The sequence below is a fragment of the Methylomonas sp. TEB genome, from assembly GCF_047777895.1.
In the GTDB taxonomy this organism is placed as follows: domain Bacteria; phylum Pseudomonadota; class Gammaproteobacteria; order Methylococcales; family Methylomonadaceae; genus Methylomonas.
In genome coordinates this window covers 2,264,120-2,288,039 of sequence record NZ_CP180476.1, presented here as the reverse complement: position 1 = coordinate 2,288,039, position 23,920 = coordinate 2,264,120, and the positions used below count along the sequence as shown (strand labels likewise).

13 protein-coding genes and 1 riboswitch are annotated in these 23,920 nt (G+C 56.5%); of the genes, 3 read left to right on the top strand and 10 right to left on the bottom strand.

The annotated features are described in order from the left end of the window. Positions 1-5: 5 nt before the first annotated feature. The 3 genes from ACMXD4_RS10245 to ACMXD4_RS10235 all read left to right on the top strand — a co-directional run bounded on the left by ACMXD4_RS10245 (position 6) and on the right by ACMXD4_RS10235 (position 2,825). Complete coding sequence (locus ACMXD4_RS10245; protein ID WP_415880678.1) at positions 6-1,487, top strand: efflux transporter outer membrane subunit; 1,482 nt, start codon at positions 6-8, stop codon at positions 1,485-1,487. A 220-nt stretch (positions 1,488-1,707) separates the two neighbouring features. Continuing rightward, positions 1,708-2,115, top strand: coding sequence for a hypothetical protein (locus ACMXD4_RS10240; protein WP_171695602.1), 408 nt, complete (start codon positions 1,708-1,710; stop codon positions 2,113-2,115). Continuing rightward, positions 2,112-2,825 carry a rhomboid family intramembrane serine protease gene (locus ACMXD4_RS10235; RefSeq protein ID WP_171695603.1) on the top strand — a complete coding sequence of 238 codons (714 nt, stop codon included), beginning with the start codon at positions 2,112-2,114 and terminating at the stop codon, positions 2,823-2,825. Before ACMXD4_RS10240 ends, ACMXD4_RS10235 begins: the two co-directional genes overlap by 4 nt. 190 nt (positions 2,826-3,015) lie before the next feature. Here the strand turns inward: ACMXD4_RS10235 and ACMXD4_RS10230 are convergent, their stop codons facing one another. From ACMXD4_RS10230 to ACMXD4_RS10185, 10 genes are all read right to left on the bottom strand, one after another. Then, complete coding sequence (locus tag ACMXD4_RS10230; RefSeq protein WP_171695604.1) at positions 3,016-4,317, bottom strand: porin; 1,302 nt, start codon at positions 4,315-4,317, stop codon at positions 3,016-3,018. Positions 4,318-4,437: 120 nt separating this feature from the next. After that, positions 4,438-6,246 carry an allophanate hydrolase gene (gene atzF, locus ACMXD4_RS10225; RefSeq protein ID WP_415880677.1) on the bottom strand — a complete coding sequence of 603 codons (1,809 nt, stop codon included), beginning with the start codon at positions 6,244-6,246 and terminating at the stop codon, positions 4,438-4,440. Continuing rightward, a complete protein-coding gene (uca, locus tag ACMXD4_RS10220) occupies positions 6,243-9,851 on the bottom strand; it encodes an urea carboxylase (protein WP_415880676.1) in 3,609 nt (1,202 codons plus the stop codon). Before uca ends, atzF begins: the two co-directional genes overlap by 4 nt. Before the next feature lie 69 nt (positions 9,852-9,920). Then, positions 9,921-10,559, bottom strand: coding sequence for an urea amidolyase associated protein UAAP2 (locus tag ACMXD4_RS10215; protein WP_415880675.1), 639 nt, complete (start codon positions 10,557-10,559; stop codon positions 9,921-9,923). A 25-nt stretch (positions 10,560-10,584) separates the two neighbouring features. Further along, positions 10,585-11,316, bottom strand: a complete 732-nt coding sequence (locus ACMXD4_RS10210) for an urea amidolyase associated protein UAAP1 (protein WP_415880674.1) — start codon at positions 11,314-11,316, stop codon at positions 10,585-10,587. Positions 11,317-11,334: 18 nt separating this feature from the next. Beyond that, entirely contained in the window at positions 11,335-12,174 is an 840-nt protein-coding gene (locus ACMXD4_RS10205; RefSeq protein WP_415880673.1) for an ABC transporter ATP-binding protein, read from the bottom strand. A 5-nt stretch (positions 12,175-12,179) separates the two neighbouring features. Further along, a complete protein-coding gene (locus ACMXD4_RS10200; protein WP_415880672.1) occupies positions 12,180-12,989 on the bottom strand; it encodes an ABC transporter permease in 810 nt (269 codons plus the stop codon). A gap of 15 nt (positions 12,990-13,004) precedes the next feature. Next, on the bottom strand, positions 13,005-14,000 hold the full coding sequence (locus ACMXD4_RS10195; RefSeq protein ID WP_415880671.1) for an ABC transporter substrate-binding protein: 996 nt from the start codon (positions 13,998-14,000) through the stop codon (positions 13,005-13,007). A gap of 62 nt (positions 14,001-14,062) precedes the next feature. Further along, positions 14,063-14,163: riboswitch (guanidine-I (ykkC/yxkD leader) on the bottom strand. A 306-nt stretch (positions 14,164-14,469) separates the two neighbouring features. Further along, positions 14,470-18,741, bottom strand: coding sequence for a response regulator (locus tag ACMXD4_RS10190; protein ID WP_415880670.1), 4,272 nt, complete (start codon positions 18,739-18,741; stop codon positions 14,470-14,472). Between the two features lies 1 nt (position 18,742). Beyond that, positions 18,743-23,830 carry a PAS domain S-box protein gene (locus ACMXD4_RS10185; protein ID WP_415880669.1) on the bottom strand — a complete coding sequence of 1,696 codons (5,088 nt, stop codon included), beginning with the start codon at positions 23,828-23,830 and terminating at the stop codon, positions 18,743-18,745. Positions 23,831-23,920 lie beyond the last annotated feature (90 nt).

The window sequence follows — 23,920 nt, the reverse complement described above, 5'->3', positions numbered from 1 at the left end:
TAGTCATGCGTTTAAGAATAAACCCACCTTTGCTTGCTTCCTTACTGACCTTGCCCTTGGCTGCCTGCACGGTAGGCCCGGATTATGTGCGTCCGCAAGCCAATGTATCCGAGGAGTTTAAAGAAGTGAAAGGCTGGAAACAGGCCCAACCGCGTGATACCGGTTTGCCCGGCAAATGGTGGGAGATTTTTAACGACCCCAAACTAAACGAACTGGAAGAACAGGTGGCCGCCGCCAACCAGTCCATCATCCAAGCCGAAGCCCAATACCGGCAAGCCCAGCATCTGGTGCAATCGGTGCAATCCTCCTTACTGCCGGTGGCGACATTGACCGGCACCTTCAACCGCTTCCGCGCCGCTACCGGTCAGAACGTTGCCGTGGGCGGGGTGCGCAACCTGTTTGGTCAGGCCGTCGGCGTGGCCTGGGAACTGGATTTATGGGGCAGCGTGCGCCGCCAGGTGGAAACCAACACCAGCAATGCCCAGGCCAGCGCCGCGACTTTGCATGCGTTGATTCTGTCCAGCCAATCGGCGTTAGCGGACAGTTACTTTCAATTGAAAACCCTGGACGCCCAGAAAGCCTTATTAGACGAAACGGTAACGGCATTTGCGAAAACCCTGGAAATCACCAAAAACCGCTATGCCGTGGGCGTGATGGCCAAGGCCGATGTCGTGCAAGCGGAAACGCAATTGGAAACCGTGCGCGCTCAGTCCATCGACTTGGGTGTGCAGCGCGCCAAGCTGGAACATGCCATCGCGGTGCTGATCGGCAAAACCCCTGCCGAGTTGTCGCTGGCGCCGGCACCTTTAACAGCGCAACCGCCGGGCATTCCAGTCAGCCTGCCGTCGGAATTGCTGGAGCGCCGCCCGGACATCGCCGCCGCAGAACGTAAAATCGCCGCCGCTAATGCGCAGATCGGCGTCGCCAAAGCGGCGTATTTTCCGACGCTGAATCTGGCTTCGACCAACGGTTTTCAGTCGCCTACCGCCGACACCTTGTTCACGATGGCCCGCCGCTATTGGTCTTTGGGACCGGCCGGTTTGGCCTTAACCTTGTTCGATGGCGGTGCCAAGAATGCCCAGTATAAGCAGGCGATAGACGCCTACGACGCCAGCGTCGCCGCCTATCGGCAAACCGTACTCACCGGTTTTCAAGAGGTGGAAGATAATCTGGCCGCGCTGCGTATCCTGGATGAAGAAACCCAAGTGCAAGACAAAGCCGTCGCCGCTGCGAAACAGGCCTTGGCCCTGACCAATAATCAATATCAAGCCGGCACGGTCAGCTACATCAACGTGATAACGGCGCAAACCGCGGCGCTATCCAATCAACAAACCGCTGTGCAATTGCTCGGGCAGCGTTTGTCGGCCTCCGTGTTATTGGTCAAAGCGCTGGGCGGCGGCTGGAATGAAACCTTGGTTCCCACTGAAGATGAAGCTGATGGCGACCGCAAATGGACCGACTATTTGATTTTGCCGCTGGTGGATTAATTATCAACCCGGCCCTATTTAACACGGGTACTCGCTTCGGGCTGAACTGGCGAAGCGGGGCGCGTCCTGCGCCAAACACCCGCCCATCCGTTGACACCCTTCTTGCTTGAACTACATTTATCGGCAGTTCGGTTTAGCCGTTAAGCTTTTAAGAACCGGCCAAGGCGGGCATCAGTCGAATGCACGCAAATATTTAAGTCATTGACCACAAGGAATCTTAATGAACAAAGAAGCGGCGAAGGCGCATATTCTGAAAAATTTAATGCCGGGCGATTCTCTAGTCGGATTTTTCATCGCCCAGCAACCTTTCAAGCTGTGGCTGTTTTTTATAATCGGCCCGCTGGCTGTATTCAGCATGAAGCAGTACTTCATTGCGGTTACCCAAAAAGGTATCCATTTTCATCGTTTAAACTTATTGGGGAAATTTGCCAGCGACGACTTTTTTGCCTTCAATGAAATTGCCACCGTGAAAATCGGCAAGGGCATGCTGCAAAGACCGATGAAATTTACATTTAAAAACGGCCGAAATATCTACATTAAAGCGCAACTAAAAGGCGTGGAAAAAGTAGCCAAGCTTGATGAGGCCACGCAAAAACATATCGAACGCAATATTGCCGCCATCAAATGATATTGTTTCTTTTCGTAACGGCAAGCTATACCGCGCTACTGTTGTTTTACAGACCGTCACCGAGCAGCCTGAAAGATGCCCCGCTGACTTTCTTGGAAAACTTTAAGCAAATTAAAGCGTCGTTGTTTTCCGGTTTGTTGCTTTTTAGTATTTTTCTAGTGACCAGCGACTTTGGTTTTAATGAGGTTGATGAACAGCTTTATCGTTTATTGGCATTAAACAATATTTCGGCAGCGGCGATTTTATGGCCGCTGCAAGCCATTACGCATTTATTTATCCACATTAACTTTCCACATGTCCTGACCAATGTAGCCGGCTTGGGCATCGCTGCGGCTTACGAACGACAAGTCGGCTCTGGCCGATTTTTAATGGTGTTGCTGGTAGCCAGCCTGTCCTCTATCCCCTCAATCCTGTTCTACTCGGAGCCGATAGCGATCTGCGGTATTTCCGGCGGCGTATTCGGTCTGGCTGCCGCTTACTTCACCGACCAGGAGGGTCTGAGCAGCAAAGAATGGCTGTATGCGGTACTGATCTGTAGCGTATTTTTGGTGTGGCTGTCCGTTGGACACAGCATGGAATCAAAGGCAAACGGGCAATTGCAATTTAAGATCGATTACTACAGTCATGCCCTGGGCGCGCTGGGAGCTATCGTTTATTGCCGTTTGAGACCTAGAAAAACAGCCGACAAGCCCAGGCTGGCAAATTATTAACCCGACCCTATTTACCAAGCTTACACCGTTGGGGCTGAGTTCGCAGAAACCCAGAGTGGTGCGCCCTTCGATAATGCCCTCAAGGGCCGGGTTAATCACTAGTTGGCTTTGAATTGCTTCCAACATTCGTCCGTAAACAACCGTCGTGGCATCGTTTGCTTAGCTGTTGTTTGAAAAACGGCAACAGCCCCTAAAAAGTAACCACCACATCGGCGCCGAAAATAAACTGGCTGTCCTTATTCCGTTCGTCGTAAGCATCGACGCCTTCCGACCAGTCGTAACGCGCTTCCGGCCGCAGCATCAACCATTTCGCCGGCTTCCAGTTTACCCCTAGCGTCGCCGCATAATAATTGGCCGGCCCGGTCGCCAGCACCGCGCAACTGGGGCACATTTGGCCCACCCGAACGCCGTCGTCATCCCTAAACCATTCGCCGCGCAGGCCCACGCCCACCGTATCGGATACGTCGTATTTCAATTGCGAATGAATACCGTACCATTCGGCGTCGGCGAAATTATTCAGCGGGTGTTGTTGTTCGATGCCGTGGTCGTGCTGCAGCACGTAATGCCAGCGTTCGGTAAAGTTATGTTGGAGAACCAGACTGTAAAACGTGCGGTTGTCGCGCTTATTGATACCGGTCTGGCGCTGGAATTCGCGCAAATTGTTGTCGCTGTTGACGTCGCCGGTAATCAGCGTCGCGGTAAACGAGGTTGCCGCATCGTCGCTGGTCCAGGTGGCGCCGCCCAGGAAATTCCAGTTTTCCATATTTTTATCGAACCCGTCCCAAGCGCCGTTGCCGTCCAGCACGCCGTTTAGTTTGGTGTGGCCGCCGGTCACCGCACCCAGCGTCACGCTGAGATTTTGATGGACCGGATAGGTGGTGGTCATGCCGAAATGGGTAAACGGCTCGCCGTATTGAAAGGTATAAGGATGGGTGTAGAAGAAATTATCCGGCGACAATCCGGTCTCGTAACCCATGATCGTGTAAAACCGGCCGATGCGCGTGGTCAGGCCCTTGCCTATCGGCGTAAAAATATCCAGATAGGCATTCGGAATCGCCAGTTTGTAAAAACGTTCGTCGGAACCGATCAAGCGGTTATCCCAATGGCCGCCGCCGTAAGGATTGATGGTGTTGAAGCGGGCATCGCTGCCGTACATCAAGGTCAGCTTGCCGCCGACATCCCAATGGTCGCCGCCGGTGTTGACGTCGCGGATTAATTCGCCGCCCAGTTGGTGCAGATTGAACTCGTTGGCCCGGTCGGCAAACACCACGGTGCCGTTGTAGCCGTCGCCGGGGTCGTTGGCGTTGTAAACGATGCCGGCATCGGCCCAACTGTGGACGCGCAAACCGGCGGCTTTCATCCAGGGCAAATCGTTGATTAACGACAAGCCGTTCAATAAACCGGCGCGTTCCTCGGCCGGCAACGGCGACATCGCCAACAGTAACGGTGCGGCATACAGCCATTCGCGGGTTCGGAAAGATGAGTGTGGCATGGTGTTCTCCTGTCGGAAAATGAATCGTCGAAGTTTTTCGGGCGCAAGTGTTCCCGCCAGCCGGAAAATCCGGCTTAAATGGTTGGGGTTATGAAAATTTAAACGGCTAAAACCGGCGGTTTAGTCGGGGCGCGCAAGATAGGCGCGCCAGCCGCCGTAATCGGTAATGTCCAGCGCCTCGCCCACGGCGGCCGCTTCGCAGACAAACCCCTGTACGCTGCTGCCGTCCTCCAATTGCACGCTGCCGATACCCAAGGGTGGTGGGATTTCGGCGACGAATTCCCCGTAACGGCCAATCGGCAAAGCCCACACCTCAACGGCAATCGCTGCGCCGGTTTCGTCGCGCACCATGCCCGGCCGCTTGCCGTCCGGTAATGCATACAGCCGGTAAGTCGGCGCGGTGTGAGTGCGTTGCAGCAACACCCCGCCGCGGCCGGTCAACAGGGGGTTCAGCGGCAAGCCGGATAGATGCGCGCCGCACACTGCAACCCGAACAAAGCCAGCCGCGTCGTCGCTGTCCACTGCGGAAAATTCTGTGCTTAAGATTTGGGAGACGCCCAATGTATGCGGCGCCGATTTCGCGCGCCGTTTCGCCAAGGCCAGCAAAGCCCGGTCGGCAAAGGCCGGCGCGCACAAGGTGATGCCGAACGGCAGGCCATTGCCGCGAAAACCCGCCGGCAACGCAATGGCGCTGAGGTCGAGCAGATTCATGAAATTGGTGTAATAGCCCAGCCGGCTGTTCAATTCGAGCGGTTCGGCTTCGACAGCGGCAATCGGGTAGATGGTGCCGGTGGTCGGTGTGACCAATACGTCGATCTGCCGCCAGATCACGTCGCTTTGCGTTTTCAATTCTTGCAAACGGTAAAACGCGCGCCAGGCGTCGGCGGCCGACAAGTCCGACGCTTTGGCCAAAATGTCCCTGGTAACCGGAAATAAAGCCTCGGGGTTGGTTTGCACCAGTTCGCCGGCCACCAGATAACGCTCGGCCAGCCACGGCCCGGCGTAAAGCAAGCCGGCGGCATCCAGCAAGGGCTGAATGTCGACTTCGACGGCGCTGCCGCCTTGTTCCTCCAGTTGCTCAACGGCCGCGGCAAACAAGGCTGCCGCCGCATGATCGCCGAAAAATTGCAGTTGCTCCGGTTTCGGCACGCCGAAACGGAAACGGTCGGCAAAGCCCGGTGGCACCGGCAAGGCTTGGTCGGGGCGGTTGTAAGCATCCGCATCGTCGTAAACATTGGCAACCCGCATCACCCGCTCGGCGTCGGCGGCCGTCAACGCGAAGATCGACACGCAATCCAGGCTGCGGCAGGCCGGTACCAAGCCGGATGTGCTCAACAAGCCCCGCGTCGGTTTGACGCCGACCAGGTTGTTGAACGCTGCCGGGACTCGGCCGGAGCCGGCGGTGTCGGTGCCCAACGCAAAGCTGGCCAGACCGGTCGCCACCGCGACCGCCGAACCCGAGCTGGAGCCGCCGGCGATGTAATCTGGATCGAAGCTGTTGCGGCACACGCCATAGGGCGAGCGGGTACCGACCAAGCCGGTCGCGAACTGGTCCAGATTGGTCTTGCCGACTGGAATCGCCCCGGCAGCGATCAATTGCCGCACCACGAAAGCCGACTGCTCAGGTTGGTAGGCATAGGCCGGACAAGCTGCTGTGGTGGGCAGATCGGCCAGATCGATATTGTCCTTTACCGCAAACGGGATGCCGTACAAGGGCAAGTCGTCCGGCGACTGGTCCGATAGCGCCGCGGCGTAAGCCTGTATCTGCGCCAGCGGCAAACGGCTGATCCAGACACCGCGCGCCGGCGCGGATTCCAGGCGCTGCCACAGCATGTTCACCAAAGCCGTAGGCGTCAGCGTGCCGTCGCGGTAAGCCTGGCTGAGGCCGGCGATACTGAGCACCGCCGGCAATTCGCTCCAGGTCTTCATAAGTCCTCCCCGGCCTGCAGCACCAGCAAATCCTGGCCGGCGCTGATTTGGGCGCCTTCGTTGCAAAACACTTTCCAAACCGTGCCGTCTGCCGGTGCCGTTACCGGAAATTCCATTTTCATCGATTCGACCACCACCAAGGCGTCGCCTTGCTTGACGCTATCGCCGGCCTTGACCAAAACCTGCCAGACGTTGCCGGCGATGTGGCTTGCTACGGCCCTGGCACCGGCCGGCAAATCCAATTCGGTATCGATGGCCGCCGCCGCGACCGCCTGATCGTCCGCATACACTTGTCCGGCTTGCTCCCAGCGTTCGCGTTCGGCGTCGAAGGCCGCCTGCTGGCGCTGTTTGCAGGCGGCGATCTCGTTGGCGTGTGCGCGCAGAAAGTCGTTGTACTGGCGCAAACTAAAGGTTTCCTCGCGGATATCAAGCTTGGCCTTGCCGCTGATTACATCTTGCCGGTAACGCAGCAATTCCTCGGCGGATACCGGATAAAACCGAATTTGGTCGAAAAAGCGCAGCAGCCAAGGCTTGCCGTCGCGAAAATCGGCGGTTTGCCGGTAGCGATTCCACATCGGCACGGTGCGGCCGACAAACTGATAGCCGCCCGGGCCTTCCATGCCGTAGACGCACAGGTAAGCGCCGCCGATGCCGACTGCATTCTCCGGGGTCCAGGTGCGGGCCGGGTTGTATTTGGTCGTCACCAGTCGGTGGCGCGGATCGATAGGCGTCGCTACCGGCGCGCCGAGATAGACGTCGCCCAAACCCATCACCAGGTAGCTGGCGTTGAACAGGATGTCCTTGACCTGCTCTATGCTGTCCAGACCGTTGATGCGGCGAATGAATTCGATATTGCTCGGGCACCATGGCGCATCCTTGCGCACCGACTGCATGTATTTTTCGATAGCCAGTTTCGTGGATGGGTCGTCCCAGGACAGTGGCAGATGGACGATGCGGGTCGGCACTTCCATGTCCTCTATGGCCGCCAATTCGGCTTCGGCCTGGGCCAAAATCCGCATCAGTTCGTCCAGCGGCAGGCGGCGGTCGTAATGCACTTGCAAGGAGCGGATGCCCGGTGTCAGGTCGACGATGCCGGCGATGCAGCGTTGTTGCAGCCAGGTCATCAAGGCATGCACCCGAAAACGCAAATTGATGTCCAGTACCAGCGGACCGTATTCGACCAGCAGATTGCGGTCGCCGGCCTGGCGGTAGCTGACGGCCACCTGCTCGCCATCTGCCGGCAACTGAGCAAGGATGCAGCTTTCCTCGAAGCTTGCTGTTACCGGCAGTTCCGGTAACACGGCATGGGCCGGATCGGCTAAAGCCCGCTCGACTTGGGCATCCAGCTTCGCCGCCTGTTCGCGGTTCAAGCGGATAAAGCGCACGGTATTACCCGGCTTTAATTGGCCCAGTTTCCACAATTCTGCCGCGACCACGGTGGCCGGACAGACGAAACCGCCCAGACTGGGACCGTCCGGACCGAGTATCACCGGCATGTCACCGGTAAAATCCACGGCGCCGATGGCGTAAGCGTTGTCGTGGATATTGGACGGATGCAAACCGGCTTCGCCGCCGTCGCTGCGCGCCCAGCGCGGTTTCGGGCCGATCAAGCGGATGCCGGTGCGGTTGGAGTTGTAATGCACCTCCCAATCGGTCGCGAAGAATTCGGTGATGTCTTCGTCGGTAAAGAAATCCGGGGCGCCATGCGGGCCGTACAGCACGCCGATGTGCCAGTGTTCGGAATAAACCGGTAGCGCGGCCGAATTCGGTACGACTTCCTCGGCCATGGCGGCTTCCGCTACGACCGGCAACACGTCGCCGACCCGCAACACCCGGCCGCCGTGGCCGCCGAACTGGCCCAAGGTAAAGGTGGCGCGGCTGCCCAGATATTCCGGCACGTCGAAACCGCCTTGGATCGCCAAATAAGTGCGGCAACCCTGGCCGACGATAGTGCCCAGTTTCAACACGTCGCCGGCGGACACTTGAATGGTTTGCCAGAATGCGACGGCCAGGCCGTTCAATTCGGCCGTCATCGCCGCGCCGGCCAAGACGATGCGGGTAGCGAAATTGAAGCGCAGGCTAGGACCGTTGATGGCCATTTCCAGGCCAGCCGCGTGTTCCGGGTTACCCAAAATCCGGTTCGCCAAGCGAAAGGCCAGCATATCCATCGGCCCGGACGGCGGCACGCCGACGTCCCAATAACCCAGGCGGCCCGGATAATCCTGAATCATGCTTTGCGTGCCGGCTTCCAGCACGTCCAGGGTGCGTGGTCGATAAGTCAGGCCGGCCAGATAAGCGGTGATCTGGCGGCCGCGGCGGAACACATCGTCGGCGACGATCTGCCGCAAATAGGCCAGATTAGTTTCGATGCCGGCCAAGCGGGTATCGGCCAAAGCAGCATCCATTTGCGCCAGCGCCTGTTCGCGGTCGCCGGCGTGGACGATGACTTTGGCCAGCAGCGGATCGTAATAAGGCGTGACTTCCAGGCCGTTCTCCAGCCAATGATCGACCCGGATGCCGGCCGGGAAACGGCAATCGGTCAACAGGCCGGCCGAGGGCTGGAAGTTCTTATTCGGGTCTTCGGCGTAAACTCTAACCTGCATAGCCCAGCCCCGCGGCGCGTGCCGGTACTGATCCAGAAACGTGCTGTCGCCGGCCGCCAACCGTAGCATCCAGGCTACCAAGTCGGTGCCGGTGACTTGCTCGGTCACGCCGTGTTCGACTTGCAGTCGGGTGTTGACCTCCAGGAAATAAAATTCGCCGCTGTCCTGGTCGTAAACGAATTCGACGGTGCCGGCGGAACGGTAATTTACCGCCTCGGCCAGCGCCAAGGCATGCCGGTAAAGTGCCGCTCGCGTCGCGTCGCTGAGGCCCGGCGCAGGAGTTTCCTCGATCACTTTCTGGTTGCGGCGCTGCACCGAACAATCGCGCTCGCCCAAATGAATCACCCGGCCCGTGCCGTCGCCGAAAATCTGCACCTCGATGTGGCGGGCGCGTTCGATGAATTTCTCCAGATACAGGCCGCTGTCTTTGAAATTGGCCGCGCTCAAGCGCTGTACCACGGCAAAGGCCTCTTGCAGTTCGGCGTCGTTGCGGCACAGGCGCATACCGATACCGCCGCCGCCGGCTGTGCTTTTCAGCATCAATGGGTAGCCTATGTCGGTAGCCACCTGCAAAGCCTGATCGATGTCCGCCAGCAAACCGGTGCCCGGCAGCAACGGCACGCCGCAGGTTTTGGCGATCTCGCGGGCGGTGTGCTTCAAACCAAAGCGCCGCAATTGTTCCGGCGTCGGGCCGATGAAAACAATGCCGGCCGCAGCGCATTGCTCGGCGAACTCGGCGTTTTCGCTCAGAAAACCGTAGCCGGGATGAATGGCCTCTGCGCCGGTGCTCAATGCCGCTGCCAAAATCCGCTCGCCGCGCAAATAGCTGTCGGCCGCCGCCGCCCCTCCGACGCAGACCGCTTCGTCGGCTTGTTGCACGTGGCGGGCATGGGCGTCGGCTTCGGAATACACCGCGACGCTGGCGACGCCCAATTGCTTTAAGGTCCGAATGATACGGCAGGCGATTTCGCCGCGATTGGCGATCAATACCTTGTTAAACATGAATCCTCTTCTGGCGGGCCGTCCCGCCTTGACATACCGGCGCCGGGTCGTCCCGGTGCGGATTAAGGGTCAATCCCAGATCAACAGGCGCACCGGCGTCGGGTTATAGGCGTTACACGGGTTGTTCAACTGCGGACAATTGGAAATCAGCGCGATGACATCCATCTCCGCCCGCATTTCCACATACTTGCCTGGCGCGGAAATACCGTCGGCAAAGGTCAATTCGCCGTCGGCCGTGACCGGCACGTTCATGAAAAAATTGATGTTGCTGGCAATGTCGCGCTTGGCCAGGCCGCAGTCGGCGTGACCGATGGCCAATAGAAAACTGTCGCGGCAGCTGTGCATGTGCTTTTTATCCAGGGCATAGCGCACGCTGTTGCTTTCGGCGGCGCAGGCGCCGCCCAGCGTATCGTGGCGGCCGCAGGTGTCGGCGACGATGGTCAATAGAACGTTACCCTCGCTGGACATCAGTTGGGTGCCGGCGCTCAGGTACAGATTGCCTTGGTGACGTATCGTGTCGCTGGCGCTGTAGCGTTCTTCATGGTCGGCCGCGCTGTAAAACAGAGTATCGACCGCCTGGTTGCCTTCCAGGTCTAGAATACGGAAGGTCTGACCTTGTTTGATGGTATGCAGCCAGGGTTCGCCGGCCGGCAAGGTGTAATCGTAAATGGCGTTGCTCGGATCGAGCGTGCTCTCGACGATGGGCATGGTTACGTCCTCGTTAGATCGGTGATTACAGAAAATAGCGTTCGGTATTGCTAAAGCCGCGGCCGTTTTCCGAGCGGAAATTGCGGCATTTGTCTTCTTGGTCCGGCAAGGCGCCGCGATAGGCTTCTAATAACACCGGCTTGGGCTGGTAATCCGGATTGGGGTCCAAGGGATGCGGGCAACTGCTCAGCACCACCAGCGTATTCATTTCGAAGCGCAATTCGACTTGGCTACCGGGGACGGAATGGCCGGCTTGATATTGCAGATTGCCTTCCGCGTCGGCGGTTATCTTGCTGAAGAAATTGACGTTGGCGATCAAGTCGCGCTTGCCCAGCCCCCATTTCTCCAGTTCGATCAACAAGCTGTCTCGGCCGTTGCGGTACATCGCATTGCGATGGCTTTGGTAATTGGCAGTGCCGTATTTGGCCAGCACTTGCGCGGCGTCGGACACGCCGCACACCGTGTCGTGCCAACCCAGCGTGTCGGCGGTAAGCGAGCACAACACCCGGCCCATGTCCGAGTAACAAACAAAACCTTCGGTCAGATGAAACGTGTGTTGCGCTTTTAAAGTGTCGGCCATGTTGTAGCGTTCGCTACGTTCGTCGTCGTTGACGAACAAAGCCGACAGGTTGGCGCCGCCTTCGGTGTCGGTCAGGCGCAGCCGGTTGCCGCGCCGCATTCGGAACGAAGTATGGGCGCCGCCCGGCAAAGTCTCGCTCCAAAGCAGGTCTGCGGGATCGATTGCAGCTAAAGTCATGTTGGTCTCCTAATAGATTTACGGCGCCGGAACCTGGCCCAGGCGCTCGAGCAGTTCGTAGTCGGTCTGCATGCCGGACGTGTCGCGGATGCCGGCCAAAATTTGTTTTTTTAAGGCAATGAAGTCCGGGGTCTGCTTCATGTCCTGGTCGCGGTGGTCCGGCAACGGCACGGTATGAACCGCGGCGATGCGTCCCGGCCGCGGCGCCATCAGCACCACCCGGTGCGCCAGATAAATCGCTTCTTCCACGTCGTGGGTAACAAACAGCACCGTGGTTTTTTCCAGGATGGAAACGTGCAGGATCAGATCGTGCATGACTTCGCGGGTCTGGGCGTCCAGCGCGCCGAACGGCTCGTCCATCAGCAGGATGCGCGGCCGCGCCATCAAAGCCCGTGCAATCGCCACCCGCTGCTGCATGCCGCCGGACAACTGATTCGGATAGGCATCGGCGACGTGGCTCAGGCCCATCAAGCGGATTAGGGCGTCGGCCCGGCCTTCGGCGGACTCGACGTCGCTCAGCGTCGATACGTCGCGGTGCACTTTCAATTGCCGGCAGAACTTGATGTTGTCGGTCACACTCAGCCAGGGATACAGGCTGTAGTGCTGGAACACCATGGCCCGGTCGATGCCGGGGCTGGCAATCGGCAGGCCATCGACGCTGACGCTGCCGCCGCTGGCCGGCTCCAGGCCACCGACGATGCGCAGTAAGGTCGATTTGCCACAGCCGGAGGCGCCGACCAGCGTGACGAATTCGCCGGGCGCAAGGTCGAGATCGGCATCCTGCAAGGCGACGATGTCCGCGCCGTTGGCGGCAAAGCGTTTTTGCAATTGGCGGATTTGTATGATGGGATTCGTCATCGCTGCTATCTCCGGTACAGCCAAGGGAAGCTGCGGCGATGCGCCCAGCGGAAGCATTGGTCGGTCGCCAGCCCGAACAGGCCGATCAAAATGATGCCAGCGAAGATTTTGTCGGTTTGCAAAAAGCGTTGCGCCTTCAGCACGGCAAAACCCAATCCGGAGTTGGCCGCCACCAGTTCGGCCACCACCAGATAGGTCCAGGCCCAGCCCATTGTCACCCGCAAGGTATCCAGAATGGCCGGTTTGGCCGACGGCATGATCACCCGCATCACGATTTCGTCGCGGTCGGCGCCCATGGTCTGCGCCGCTTCGATTTGCTCCATCGGCACCCGCCGCACGTCCTCGGCGATCATCAGCAGCATCTGGAAGAAGGTGCCGATGAAAATGATCGCGATCTTGGCGCCTTCGTCTATTCCCACCCACAGCATCACCAGCGGAATGAAGGCGGCCGCCGGCATGTAGCGGATGAAGTCGGTCAAGGGTTCGAACAGGGCTTTGACCGGCGCATAAGTGCCGACCAGCACGCCCAAGGGCAAGGCCAATACCGCAGACAATAAAAACCCGGCCACGACCCGGTAAACGCTAATCGCCACGTCGCCCAGTAAATCGCCGTCGCGCAGCCATGCCCAGGCGCTGTCCAACACCAATGGCGGTGTCGGCAAAAACACCGGGTCTATTGCACCGCCGGTCGATGCCCACCACCAAGCCAGCAGTGCCGACAGCAAACCGCTGATTGCAATCAGCCAATGTACGCGCCGTTCCAAACTGCCGCGTATAGCCCATAACGGTCGCCGCGGATTTAAATTGCCAGTCATAGTTGCCACCCCGAGCTAATGAGCAGCAAGTGCTTCGGCTACCAGCGAAGCATCGACGCCGACCGCCAAATCCGGCATGCGTTCGATCAAACGGTTGTCTTTCAAAAAGGCGGCGATGGTTGGGCCGACCGCCGCTAACGACGCCGGTTCGTTAGCCGGTCCCAAGGCTTTCAGGTTGTCTTCCAATGTGAAGAAGCGGGTGCCGGGCAAAAATACTTTGTAGGCATCCGGTTTCATGCCGACCACTTTGGCCATGACTGTAACGGCTTGGTCGGGCTGCTCGCGGATAAAGCGTTGGGTATCCTGCCAAGCCTTGATCATGCCCACAAGCTCGGCGCGGTGGGTTTCGATGGCTTTAACCCTAGCCACCAGTAAATCCGGGATCAGGCCGGGCATGTCTTTGGAGGTGAATAAGGCCGTACCTTTGCCGCTGGCCTGGATATTGTTGACCCAAGGATTCCACACCACCGTTGCATCGACTCGACCGCTCAAGAAAGCTGCCGCCGCGTCGCCAGCCGACAGGTTTACCGTTTTGATGTCGTCGAAACTCAGGCCGTTTTTGCTCAAGGCGGTGGCGAGCACGAAGTGGGAAATTGAATATTGTTCGAGGGCGATGGTTTTGCCTTTCAGATCGGCGAAGCTTTTGATGGCCGGGTTGACCATCAAAGCGTCGTTGCCGTCGGAGTTGTCGTTAACCAGGATGGCTTTGACCGGTATGTTTTTGCTGAGCGGCGCCATGGTGTCGGACCAGGTCTGGCAATTGGCGTCGAGTTGGCCGGCGGACAGGGCCGAGATGGAATCGGTGTAATTGGCAAACCAGACCAGTTTGACCTTGGCGCCGTACTTTTTGAAGTAGCCGTTGTGTTCGGCGACGTACCAGGCCACCCAGCCAGGCCAATCGCTGACCCCAACCTTTACCTCGGCGGCAGCCGGTTTAGACAAGCAAAACAATGCCGCAGCAAGGACAAGCGCAATTAATCGGGACAGGCAGTGGGAGAAAGTAGATGTCATGAGTAGCTCCAGTCGGGTTGAAAAGCTACACGTAGAGGCGGACCGGTTTATAAAACCGTCTGACCTCCCGGGCTTTTATCCCGCCGTGTAGCTCCCCGAAAGAAGCCGGCAACTCTCGGTCGCTGACGCTCAAAATTGAGCCGGAACCCTAGTCACCATTTTGTTAAGGCGCTTTTATGATCGCGCCTCACGTGTTGTAATTCTATACAGCAAGCTGTATGCCATACATAAATTTATATATAAATCAATAATATATAAAATCACACCGCCTGCAAAATCCAGCGTTTTGCGTTTTAGTGGTGCAAGCAAAAATAAAATCAGATCCAACTTGGTGCACAAAATTCTAATTAAGCTTGCTTATTGGCGTTTTGGCCGGTTTGCGAAAGGCCTTGTTTTAAACAACATCTTGACCAGCAAAGATGTCATATTTCCCTTTGCCGGATGACACAAAATCGCCGATTGCAAGCCGCTACAATGACCTGATGTTTTCAGAGGCGTAATAACGCGCGATGCCTTCCCGAACGTCGTTGCGTAATTCATCGTCGTCCCAAGGCTTTTTGTGGAATTTGTATATTTCGCCTTTGTTAACGGCCTCAGTAATAGTGTTTAAATCGGCATAGCCGGAAATAATCATTCGCACCGTCCGCGGATGCATGATTTTAACGCGCGACAAAAACTCCGTACCGGTCATTTCCGGCATACGTTGATCGCAAATAATCACCATAACCGGATGATTGGCCAACAACTCCAGTGCTTCTTGGCCACTGCCGGCCGTCAAAATTTCATAATCGTCCCGCCACAAGCAGCGCTTCAGCGCCGACATGATATACGGTTCGTCGTCCACAATAAGAACCTGCGGTTTTTGTTCATCCGAAGGTAAACGCAGCAGGGTTCCGGCCTGCAACAACTGCCGAATCTCAGCACTGGGCAACGGCCGACTGAAATAATAACCCTGTATCTGATCGCAACGCAGCCTTCTCAGGTAACTGGTTTGCCCCTGGCTTTCCACCCCTTCTGCGATGACGGCCAGCCCCAAGCTGTGCGCCATGGCGATAGTGGCTTGCACAATCACCGCATCGTTCGAATCGGTGACCACATTGTCGATAAAGCTTTTGTCTATCTTGAGCTTGTCCACCGAGAATTGTTTGAGGTAGGAAAGCGACGAATAGCCGGTGCCGAAATCGTCAATCGACAGCTGAATGCTGAGGTCCTTCAGCTGTTTCAGCAGCGTCAGGGTCTCGCTTACATTGGTCATCAACAAACTTTCGGTGAGTTCCAATTCAATATAACGGGCCGGCAAATCGGTGTCAGCAAATAACTGCTTTAGCAAATCGACCAAGCTACCCGCCTGCATTTGTATGGCAGAGACGTTCACAGCAACGGTAAAGCCTTCAGGGATTAGCCCGGCATCTCGCCATTCCTTGGCTTGCGATACGGCGCGTTTGAGAATCCAATCCCCCAAAGGCACGATCAAGCCGGATTCTTCCGCCAAAGGGATAAATTTATTCGGCGGCATAAAACCTTGCACTGGGTGGTTCCAGCGTACCAAGGCTTCCAGGCCAATGATTTTTCCGCTGGCAAGATCGACCTGAGGCTGGTAATGAAGCTCAAATTGTTCACGCTCGATAGCGTGGCGCATGTCGTTGGTTAGTGCGATTCTGGCCAGTAACCGCTCATTCATGTCTTGCTTGAAGAAACGAAAACTGGACACCTTGTCGGCTTTGGCGTGATTTAAAGCAATCCCGGCGCGTTGCACCAACTCGCTGGCCGTTTTCGCATCTGAAGGATAAAAACTGATACCGATCTTGGCTTCCAGATGAATTTCATGCTGGGCCAGCACCACCGATTCCGTCACAGCCGCCCGCAGGGCTTCAGCAAATTGTTCGGCTGCCGATGGGCTATCGATATCCGAACAGGCAATATTAAAATTGTCCTTGGCCATCCGGGTGACGAGGCCCTCGCTGCCGGCAGCCTTGACCAAGCGGTTGGCAATGATTTTCAGCGTTTGATCGCCGATTTCGTAACCGTAGGTGTCATCAATCGTATGGAAATTTTCAATATCCAAACGCAATACGGCAATATCGTGCTGCTGATGCTCGGCTTGCGCGATGGCGGCGGCCAGCAAATCTTCGAAGAAAAATTGATTTGGCAAACCGGTAACCGGATCGTACCGCGATAATTGCACGATGCGCTCCTGCATTTGCCGAGTTTCCGTCATATCGTTAATGATGGCCACAAATAACGGGGGTTGGTCATCGATTAATTCCAGATGAACTTCAACCGGGTACTCGCTACCGTCTTTACGCCGGTGTATCGTTGAGAAATCGCAACGGCTCTTGCTACCCGCCCGCAAAGGCGCGCACAGCTGTTCAAAGGCCTCCTCATTTAGCTCAGGGTTAATATCCAACGGCGTCATCCGTTCAAGCTCTTGCGTTGAATAACCCAGATTGTCCCGCCCGCCCTGGTTTACATCAATAAACCGCAGGGTCTGGCTATCGAAAATATGGATTTCATTCGTGGAACGCGCCAACACCTGGCTGAAACGGGCGGCTTTTTTTTCGACGCGCTGGCGTTGGACAATGCGCCACAGGGCGTTCGAGATGAGCTGAACGGTTTCCACATCCAGCTCGGTATAGTCGGTCGCTTTGTTCGCCACACCGGTTAGCATGACCACTTTGCCGTTCTCGATCACCGGCACGGAAATCAGCCGACGCAATTCAGGCTGCGCATCGGAAAAACCAGCAGCAGGAAGCCGGGGAAAGGCTTCTGTATTGGCGGTTACCACCAACTCTTTAGGGAGATGGGCCGGGATATTATTGAAAACCGCCGGTTGGCGGTTTTTGACGGACTCACCCAAGATACCGGCTTGGCTGAGAAGAATACGGCTGTCCGCGACGGTTTTCCCGCTTGGTTCCTGCCGCGCTCGAGACTCTGCCACCGGTTCCATGCAGTCTTCGTCAGAATTGATAAAGTATACAAAGGCCACTTGACTGGCGGTCAGCTCTTCCGCCAGAAGCATGCCGCGCCGGATGAATTCCGCCTCGTTCAAGTCTTCCGACGCCTTTGGCAGTTCCAACAAAGCTTGCGCACGCCGGGCCTGTAAAATCAGCTTTTGTTCGTTCTCTATGCGCTGAGTGACATCAACGCCCACACCATCCCAAACCACGCTGCCATCGGCTTGCCGTTTTGGGCTGGACCGAAATGCAATCCAGCACTGGCGGCCGCCGGGCGGATTGAATAACACGCTGCCTTTATAGACTTTTAATTCCCTGAGGCATTCGGCTTCCTCTTCCCGGTATTTCTGAAGCGACTCGGGCGCCATTTGCGCAAAGAACGGATTGATGTCTTCGATCAGTTGCGCGGGCTTCAGCCCGTGCAGTTTCTCCACTCCGGCGCTGATGTATTGCAGAGCCGTCCGCCCGTCCTGCCAGATTCGGTAACGATACACATAGCCGTCCGGCAGATTGTCGCCCATCACCCGCAATTGATGTTCCCGCTCCCGCAAAGCCAGCTCGGCTTCGACGCGGGCGGTGATGTTATTCAGCAAACCGTCGAAGGACTCCACTTCGCCCTGCTCGTTGCGGCTTAGCCGGGTAAATTCATCAATCCATATCCAATGGCCGTCGCCGTGCAATAAGCGGTATTCCTGATGATATTCGTCCGGACCATGGGCAATGTGTTGAGCGACTTCGGCTTCGACCCGAAACCGGTCTTCGGGCGGAAGCAAATCCAGATACTTCACTTTGCCCAAGCGCAAATCCTCCGGACGATAACCCCAATCCGCGATATTGGCACTGACGTAACTCACCGGCCAATCCTCGGCGTTGCGCCAGGTTATCGCGACCACCGGAGACCGGCAGACGATGGAATCCAAGTGTTGTAACTCAGCGGTGTGCAGCTCAATCAACTGCTCGAAATGATGGTTCAAGCGGCTAAGTTCCAAATGCGTGCGTATCCGCGCCCGCACTTCGTCGATGTCAAAGGGCTTGGTGATGTAGTCGGCGGCACCAATCGAGAAGCCGCGCACTTTGTCCACCGTTTTGTCCACCACGCTGACGAATAACACCGGAATCCGGGTGCCTACGGCTGTGGCCTTGATACGTCGGCACACTTCATACCCGTCCATTTCCGGCATCAGAATGTCCAGCAGCACCACGTCGGGCGGATGGGAGCCCAGCACTATTTCCACCGCCTTGCGGCCGTTGTTGGCTACCAGGATGCGGTATTCCTCCTTTAGCGCCTCGGCCAATTCGTGGATATTCTCCGGCATATCGTCAACCAGCAGCAGTGCCGGCCGCTCCGCTCTGATCAACATCTGTTCGTTCAAGGAAATTAGCGGCTTGCGGCGATATTGGCGCAATTCCAGTTGCGTCAGTATCCGCTGTTTCAGTAGATCGGGATTGATCGGTTTGGTGATGTAATCGGCGGCGCCCAATTTAAGGCCGGCGGCCTCGTCGGCCGATTCCGACAGGGCCGTGACGAAGATTACCGGAATATCGGCCGTCATAGGATCGGTCTTCAGCCGCCGCAACACTTCGTATCCGTCCATGCCCGGCATTTTGATGTCGAGCAATACTAGGTCCGGACCTGGGGTGCGTATCGCCAGTTCCAGGGCTTTTTCGCCGTTGGTCGCGGCGAGAATGGCGTAGTCTTCGCGCAGAATGCTCAATAAAGCATGCAGATTTTCGTTGACGTCATCGACGATCAAAATACTCGGTTTGCTGTTATTCGTCTGGGACATGTTAATCTCGCTGCTCTAATGATGGCCCAGCCAGCAGGCGTTGTTGCACCGCCACCAACAGAGCGATGGCTTGATCTATGTTAAACGCATCGACCTCGGCGGCAATCGCCTCGAAATCGGCTTCGAACTCGCTTCCGGCCGTACCCTTGCGTAAATCGCCGATTAACGCTTCAGCTGCGCCTAAATCGCTTTCCAATACAGCCATTAAGCGGGTAATTTTAGCGCTTATGGCCTCGACCGATAGCGGTTGTGCCGGCAATGCGGCCGGCGTCGGCGGCGGGGTAAGACTATCGATGTCTGTCATCACTTGTTGCAATAAGTCGCGCAGCTGCTCAATGTGTTCCGCGGCAGGCCGTTGCTGTTGTTTAAGCCCGGCATCAATGCCGGCAATGCACTCGTAAAATGCATTGGCGCCGATATTGCCGGCTACGCCTTTCAAGGAATGACAATAATTTTCAGCGGCCGTGAGATTATCGGTTTGCAATATACGCTGTAATTCGTCTACTGCGTTGGCGTAATGTTCGCGAAACCGTCTGAGTTGTTTACGGTAAGCCGCTTCCTTTCCGCCGATGCGGCGAATACCCTCGCTGACTTGCAAACTTTGCAGGCCCAATAACTCGGGAGAACAAACCACCCGTGCCGGCGCTTCATTGACCGCATAGGTCTCTGCCAGCGTATCGCTAGAAGCGTCAGGCAGCCATTTTGCCAAACAGGAAAACAAGCTTTGCGGTTCCACCGGTTTGGTAATGTGGTCGTTCATGCCGGCCGCCCGGCTTTCCTCGGCATCGCGGGCCATTGCCAACGCGGTCATGGCGATAATCGGCAAACTGGCGAAGCGTTCTCCCCCCGCTTGCCCGGCCAAAGCGCGAATCCGCCGCGTGGCCTCCAGACCGTCCATCACCGGCATCTGGATGTCCATCAATATGCAATCGTACTGATACCGCTGCACCATCGCCAACGCTTCTTCACCGTTCACCGCCTCATCCGCCGCGATATTCATACTGCGCAACAATTCGACAGCAAATTCGCGGTTGATGGCGTTATCTTCTACCAATAAAACGTGGCGGCCAAGCAAATTCGGCGGCGTCTGAGCGGCGGCATACGGAGACTCCTGCCTGTCGAGGACGTCGCTGCGCCCCAATGCCGACAGCATGCTATCCAACAGTGACGACGGCGAAACCGGCTTGATCAGAAAACCGTCCACCCCGGCTTGGTGAGCCAGCAACATTACGTCTTCGCGGCCGTATGCGGTGACCATGATCACCTTAGGTTGCAGCACAATGGCCGCATCAGCATGAATCCGCCGGGTCGCTTCGTCGCCATTCATGCCGGGCATCCGCCAGTCCATCAACACCAGATCGAAGGGATGCTCGGAAGCGGTTTCCAGCAAACGAATCGCAGTAGCGCCATCCCCGGCCACGCTGACGTCCAACTGAAAAAATCGCAACATTTCCGCGAGTATTTCTCGGGAAATGTCGTTGTCGTCCACCACCAGCACCCGGATGCCTTTCAGTAACGATCCGGTCTGATCCAGCAATTCCCGGCGACGCGCCTCGGCCTGTTGGGCAATGTGCAGTTGCACCGTGCAACAAATCGTCGTGCCCTGGCCGGGTTGCGAATCTTCCAGCCAGATCCTGCCTCCCATCAGTTCCACCAGATGCTTACTGATCGCCAATCCCAAGCCGGTGCCGCCAAACTTCCGGGTAGTGGACTGGTCGGCCTGGGTAAACTTCTGAAATAAACGTCCTTGCAACTCACGATCCATGCCGATGCCGGTATCGCGAACCGAAATCTGCAAAATCACCGCGTCAGCCTTTTTGCTGAGCATCCGGAACGCCAATTCCACTTCCCCGCGTTCGGTAAATTTGATGGCATTGCCGCACAGGTTGAGCAGCACTTGTTTTAAGCGTAGCGGATCGCCTTTTAAGGTGGCGGGGATATTCACATCGTAGCGAATTAAAAACTCCACGCCTTTTTGCTCAGCCTGTAGGCCGATAGCGTCGGTGAGTTGCTCCAGCACTCTATCCAGCGCAAACTCGGTAGACTCAAATTCCAGCTTACCGGCTTCGATTTTAGAGAAGTCCAGAATATCGTTGATGATACCCAACAGCGAATGCGCGGCGCTCTGCGCCTTGGTCAAATGGTTGTGCAAGGTTGAGGGTAAATCCTGCTTCAGCGCCAGATACAACATACCCAAAATCGCATTCATCGGCGTGCGGATTTCGTGGCTCATATTGGCCAGAAACTGGCTCTTCGCCAGCGTAGCGGCTTCCGCAGCCTGCCGGGCTTGTTCCAGTTCTACGGTGCGCGCCGCCACCAGCTCTTCCAGATGGTGGCGATAAGAATCCAGTTCGCTCTCTACTCGTTTTTTCTCGGTAATGTCCTCCTTAATGGCCAGATAGTGAGTGACGGCACCGTCCGCTTGCCTTACCGGCGTGATCTGCGCCCATTCGACGTATTCGCTGCCGTCTTTACGGCGGTTAATCAATTCACCGGACCAGCTTTTACCTTGGGTCAGGGTATGCCACATCTCGTCGTAAGTGGCCTGACCGGTGTGCCCGGATTGCAGGATCCGCGGATTTTGGCGGATGGCTTCCTCGCGGCTATAGCCGGTGACCGCCGTAAAGTGCTGATTGACGTACTCGATTTCCGCTTGCAGATTGGTGATGACGATGCTGTTGGGGCTTTGCTCCACCGCAAGCCACAGTTTGCGCAGTTCCGCTTCCGCCTGTTTCAGTTCGGTAATGTCGGTAATCACCGCCACCCGACAGTCACGCTCGGAAAAATGGATGTCGTGCGAGCGAACGATGATGTCGATTACCCGGCCGTCTTTAAGAAGATGCTGCCACTCGCCGATATAGGCAAAACCGCGCAGACTGGCCGCCAAGCTTGCAATGGCTTGTCGCTGCTGTGCAGGGAACAGATCGGTGAGTTTGAGTGCGACGATTTCCGCTTGGCTGTAGCCATATAACTGGATAAACGCATCATTCACCGCGACCATGGCCAGCGTTCCGCGCTCGTAGACCAACATCGGCGCCGGGTTGTGATCAAAAAGGTGGCGGAATTGTTGCTCGATCTGCTTGCGTTCCGTAATGTCCGACCAAATCAGGGACAAATAATTACGGCCTCTGATTTCAATCACTTTGATGCTGACATGGACATTCAACAATGTACCGTTCTTGTGACGGCGCAAGGTATCAAATTGCGCACCGCCGGCTTGCATGAAATCATCCGCTATCTGGCGAACCTGGGCAGCGTCGAATTCGCCCTGAATATCCGGCAGGCGCAAGCCAGCGAATTCCTCGCGGCTATACCCCAAGTGTTGGCAGGCAGCATCATTGAATTCGATGAACTCGAAAGTTTCCGCGTCAATTAGCGTAATCGCATCGGTGGCCTGCGAGACGATGGCGCTGAAAATCCGCTCGCGATTTCTGGCTTTTTCCTCGATGATCCGGCGTTTTATAAAGCTACTCACCCGTTCCGCCACGGCATCGAGTAAGAGTCGTTCTTCGCCTAAAAACTGATCGTCCGGATGCTCGGACTGCGGTTGCAGATTAGCGACCGAGATACTGCCGGACGCTATACCATCGATTTGAATGGGTACGGTCAGTAAGCTGCTGGAATTTTTGAAATCGCCGCTGACATAGCTTTGGCCGTCCCATTCCATGCGAGCGGCCGTTGCTTCGGGACAACGCCAACCGGCAGGTAACAAGTCAACAACGCGCTGTAGCACCTCCGGCAAAGGCTTTTCTAAATCCTCGGTGGCGCGAAAAACCGCGTGCAGACATTTTTGTTCCTTGATGCGCTCGTTTAAGGCGAGCTGCGTTGCATGCAGTTGGCTAATGTCTCGGGCCACGCCCAGCACGCCGATCAATTTGCCGTCGCAGGAATTAACCGGGGTTTTAATGGTTTCGTAGAGCGCCTTATGCTTGCCGTCGGCATAGCTTATCCAGTCCTGATTGCGGATAGGCTCGCCGGCGGCGATGGCTTTAGCATCCTGTTCGCGGTATGTATCGGCTTTTTCGCGGCTGACAAAATCGTAATCGGTCTTGCCGACGATAAGCTGTTCAGGCCTGCCGTACAGGGGTTCGAAGCTCGGGTTACACAGCAGGTAAACGCCGTCGGGATCTTTCAGCCATATTTTGTCGGGCATGGCCTTTAACAAGGTGCGTAGCAAATCTTCTTTTTCGGCCAAGGTTTCCAAGGCCCTTTGCCGCTCGGAAAAATAGCAGGCTAACGCCATGCCCACTACCGATAGCACCACCATGAAAAACCAATAGTTGATTTCGTGATTATCGCCCAAGCTGGGATCGGTCAGGCCGGAACGTCGCCAAACCAAGCCGAACATGGCCTGTGTGGCGGTAACGACCAAAATCAGCGTGGTAGCGCGGCTGCCAAGCCGAACAGCCGCCCAACTGACAAATAGAAATATCCAGTAACTTTTCGCGTAAGCGCCGAGGCTGTCGTGAAACCAGTCGAGAAACACCAACTGCCCCACCAAAAAGTTCAGCGCAATAATCATCATGGCTTCGCTGAACGCTTTAGCCCCCTGCAGCTTGCAGGCACTGTTAGTCCAGACCAAAATCAGCGGCGTAACCAATATCACGCCCAGCGTATCGCCCATCCACCAATGTAGCAGCGAGGAAAGCACAGCTTCCTCGCCGATAAATCCGCCAGCAAACAAAGTCAACGTGCCGATTGCCGCAGTCAACGAACAAGCGACAACGCCGCCTACACTTATCAGCACCAGATAATCGCGCAGCGTTTTCAGAGAACGGTCGAAGCCGCGGATGCGCTGCAGCAACCAAGCGCCGGACCAGGCGCCGAAGGTACTACCGATTGATATGCTGGTCGCGCTCAATAACGCTTTGCCTTGCCACAGATTAAGCGCCAAGGCCCCGATGAATATTGCCCAAACATAGTGGCGGCCGCCCAGCAAAATGGCCGCCAATGCCAGCCCGCTGGCAATAAAAAACACACTGGCACTGCCATTGGGCGCGAAATACAACAAAGCCAGTCTGGCCGTTACGATATAAAGCCCGGCAGCAGCTATCCATCTCAGCCATGCAGGCGCCATTGCTTCACGCATAAACCCTCCTCGTGCTGAGAGTATAGCGACTGCCTGGGGGATTTCTAATTTAAATAGCCCGGCTGCTTATTGGCCGGGTTCTTAAACGTT

Bases quoted from the DNA above. Each gene is read 5' to 3' on its own strand.
- ACMXD4_RS10245 (WP_415880678.1), top strand. From the start codon at position 6: ATGCGTTTAAGAATAAACCCACCTTTGCTTGCTTCCTTACTGACCTTG.
- ACMXD4_RS10240 (WP_171695602.1), top strand. From the start codon at position 1,708: ATGAACAAAGAAGCGGCGAAGGCGCATATTCTGAAAAATTTAATGCCG.
- ACMXD4_RS10235 (WP_171695603.1), top strand. From the start codon at position 2,112: ATGATATTGTTTCTTTTCGTAACGGCAAGCTATACCGCGCTACTGTTG.
- ACMXD4_RS10230 (WP_171695604.1), bottom strand. From the start codon at position 4,317: ATGCCACACTCATCTTTCCGAACCCGCGAATGGCTGTATGCCGCACCG.
- atzF (WP_415880677.1), bottom strand. From the start codon at position 6,246: ATGAAGACCTGGAGCGAATTGCCGGCGGTGCTCAGTATCGCCGGCCTC.
- uca (WP_415880676.1), bottom strand. From the start codon at position 9,851: ATGTTTAACAAGGTATTGATCGCCAATCGCGGCGAAATCGCCTGCCGT.
- ACMXD4_RS10215 (WP_415880675.1), bottom strand. From the start codon at position 10,559: ATGCCCATCGTCGAGAGCACGCTCGATCCGAGCAACGCCATTTACGAT.
- ACMXD4_RS10210 (WP_415880674.1), bottom strand. From the start codon at position 11,316: ATGACTTTAGCTGCAATCGATCCCGCAGACCTGCTTTGGAGCGAGACT.
- ACMXD4_RS10205 (WP_415880673.1), bottom strand. From the start codon at position 12,174: ATGACGAATCCCATCATACAAATCCGCCAATTGCAAAAACGCTTTGCC.
- ACMXD4_RS10200 (WP_415880672.1), bottom strand. From the start codon at position 12,989: ATGACTGGCAATTTAAATCCGCGGCGACCGTTATGGGCTATACGCGGC.
- ACMXD4_RS10195 (WP_415880671.1), bottom strand. From the start codon at position 14,000: ATGACATCTACTTTCTCCCACTGCCTGTCCCGATTAATTGCGCTTGTC.
- ACMXD4_RS10190 (WP_415880670.1), bottom strand. From the start codon at position 18,741: ATGTCCCAGACGAATAACAGCAAACCGAGTATTTTGATCGTCGATGAC.
- ACMXD4_RS10185 (WP_415880669.1), bottom strand. From the start codon at position 23,830: ATGCGTGAAGCAATGGCGCCTGCATGGCTGAGATGGATAGCTGCTGCC.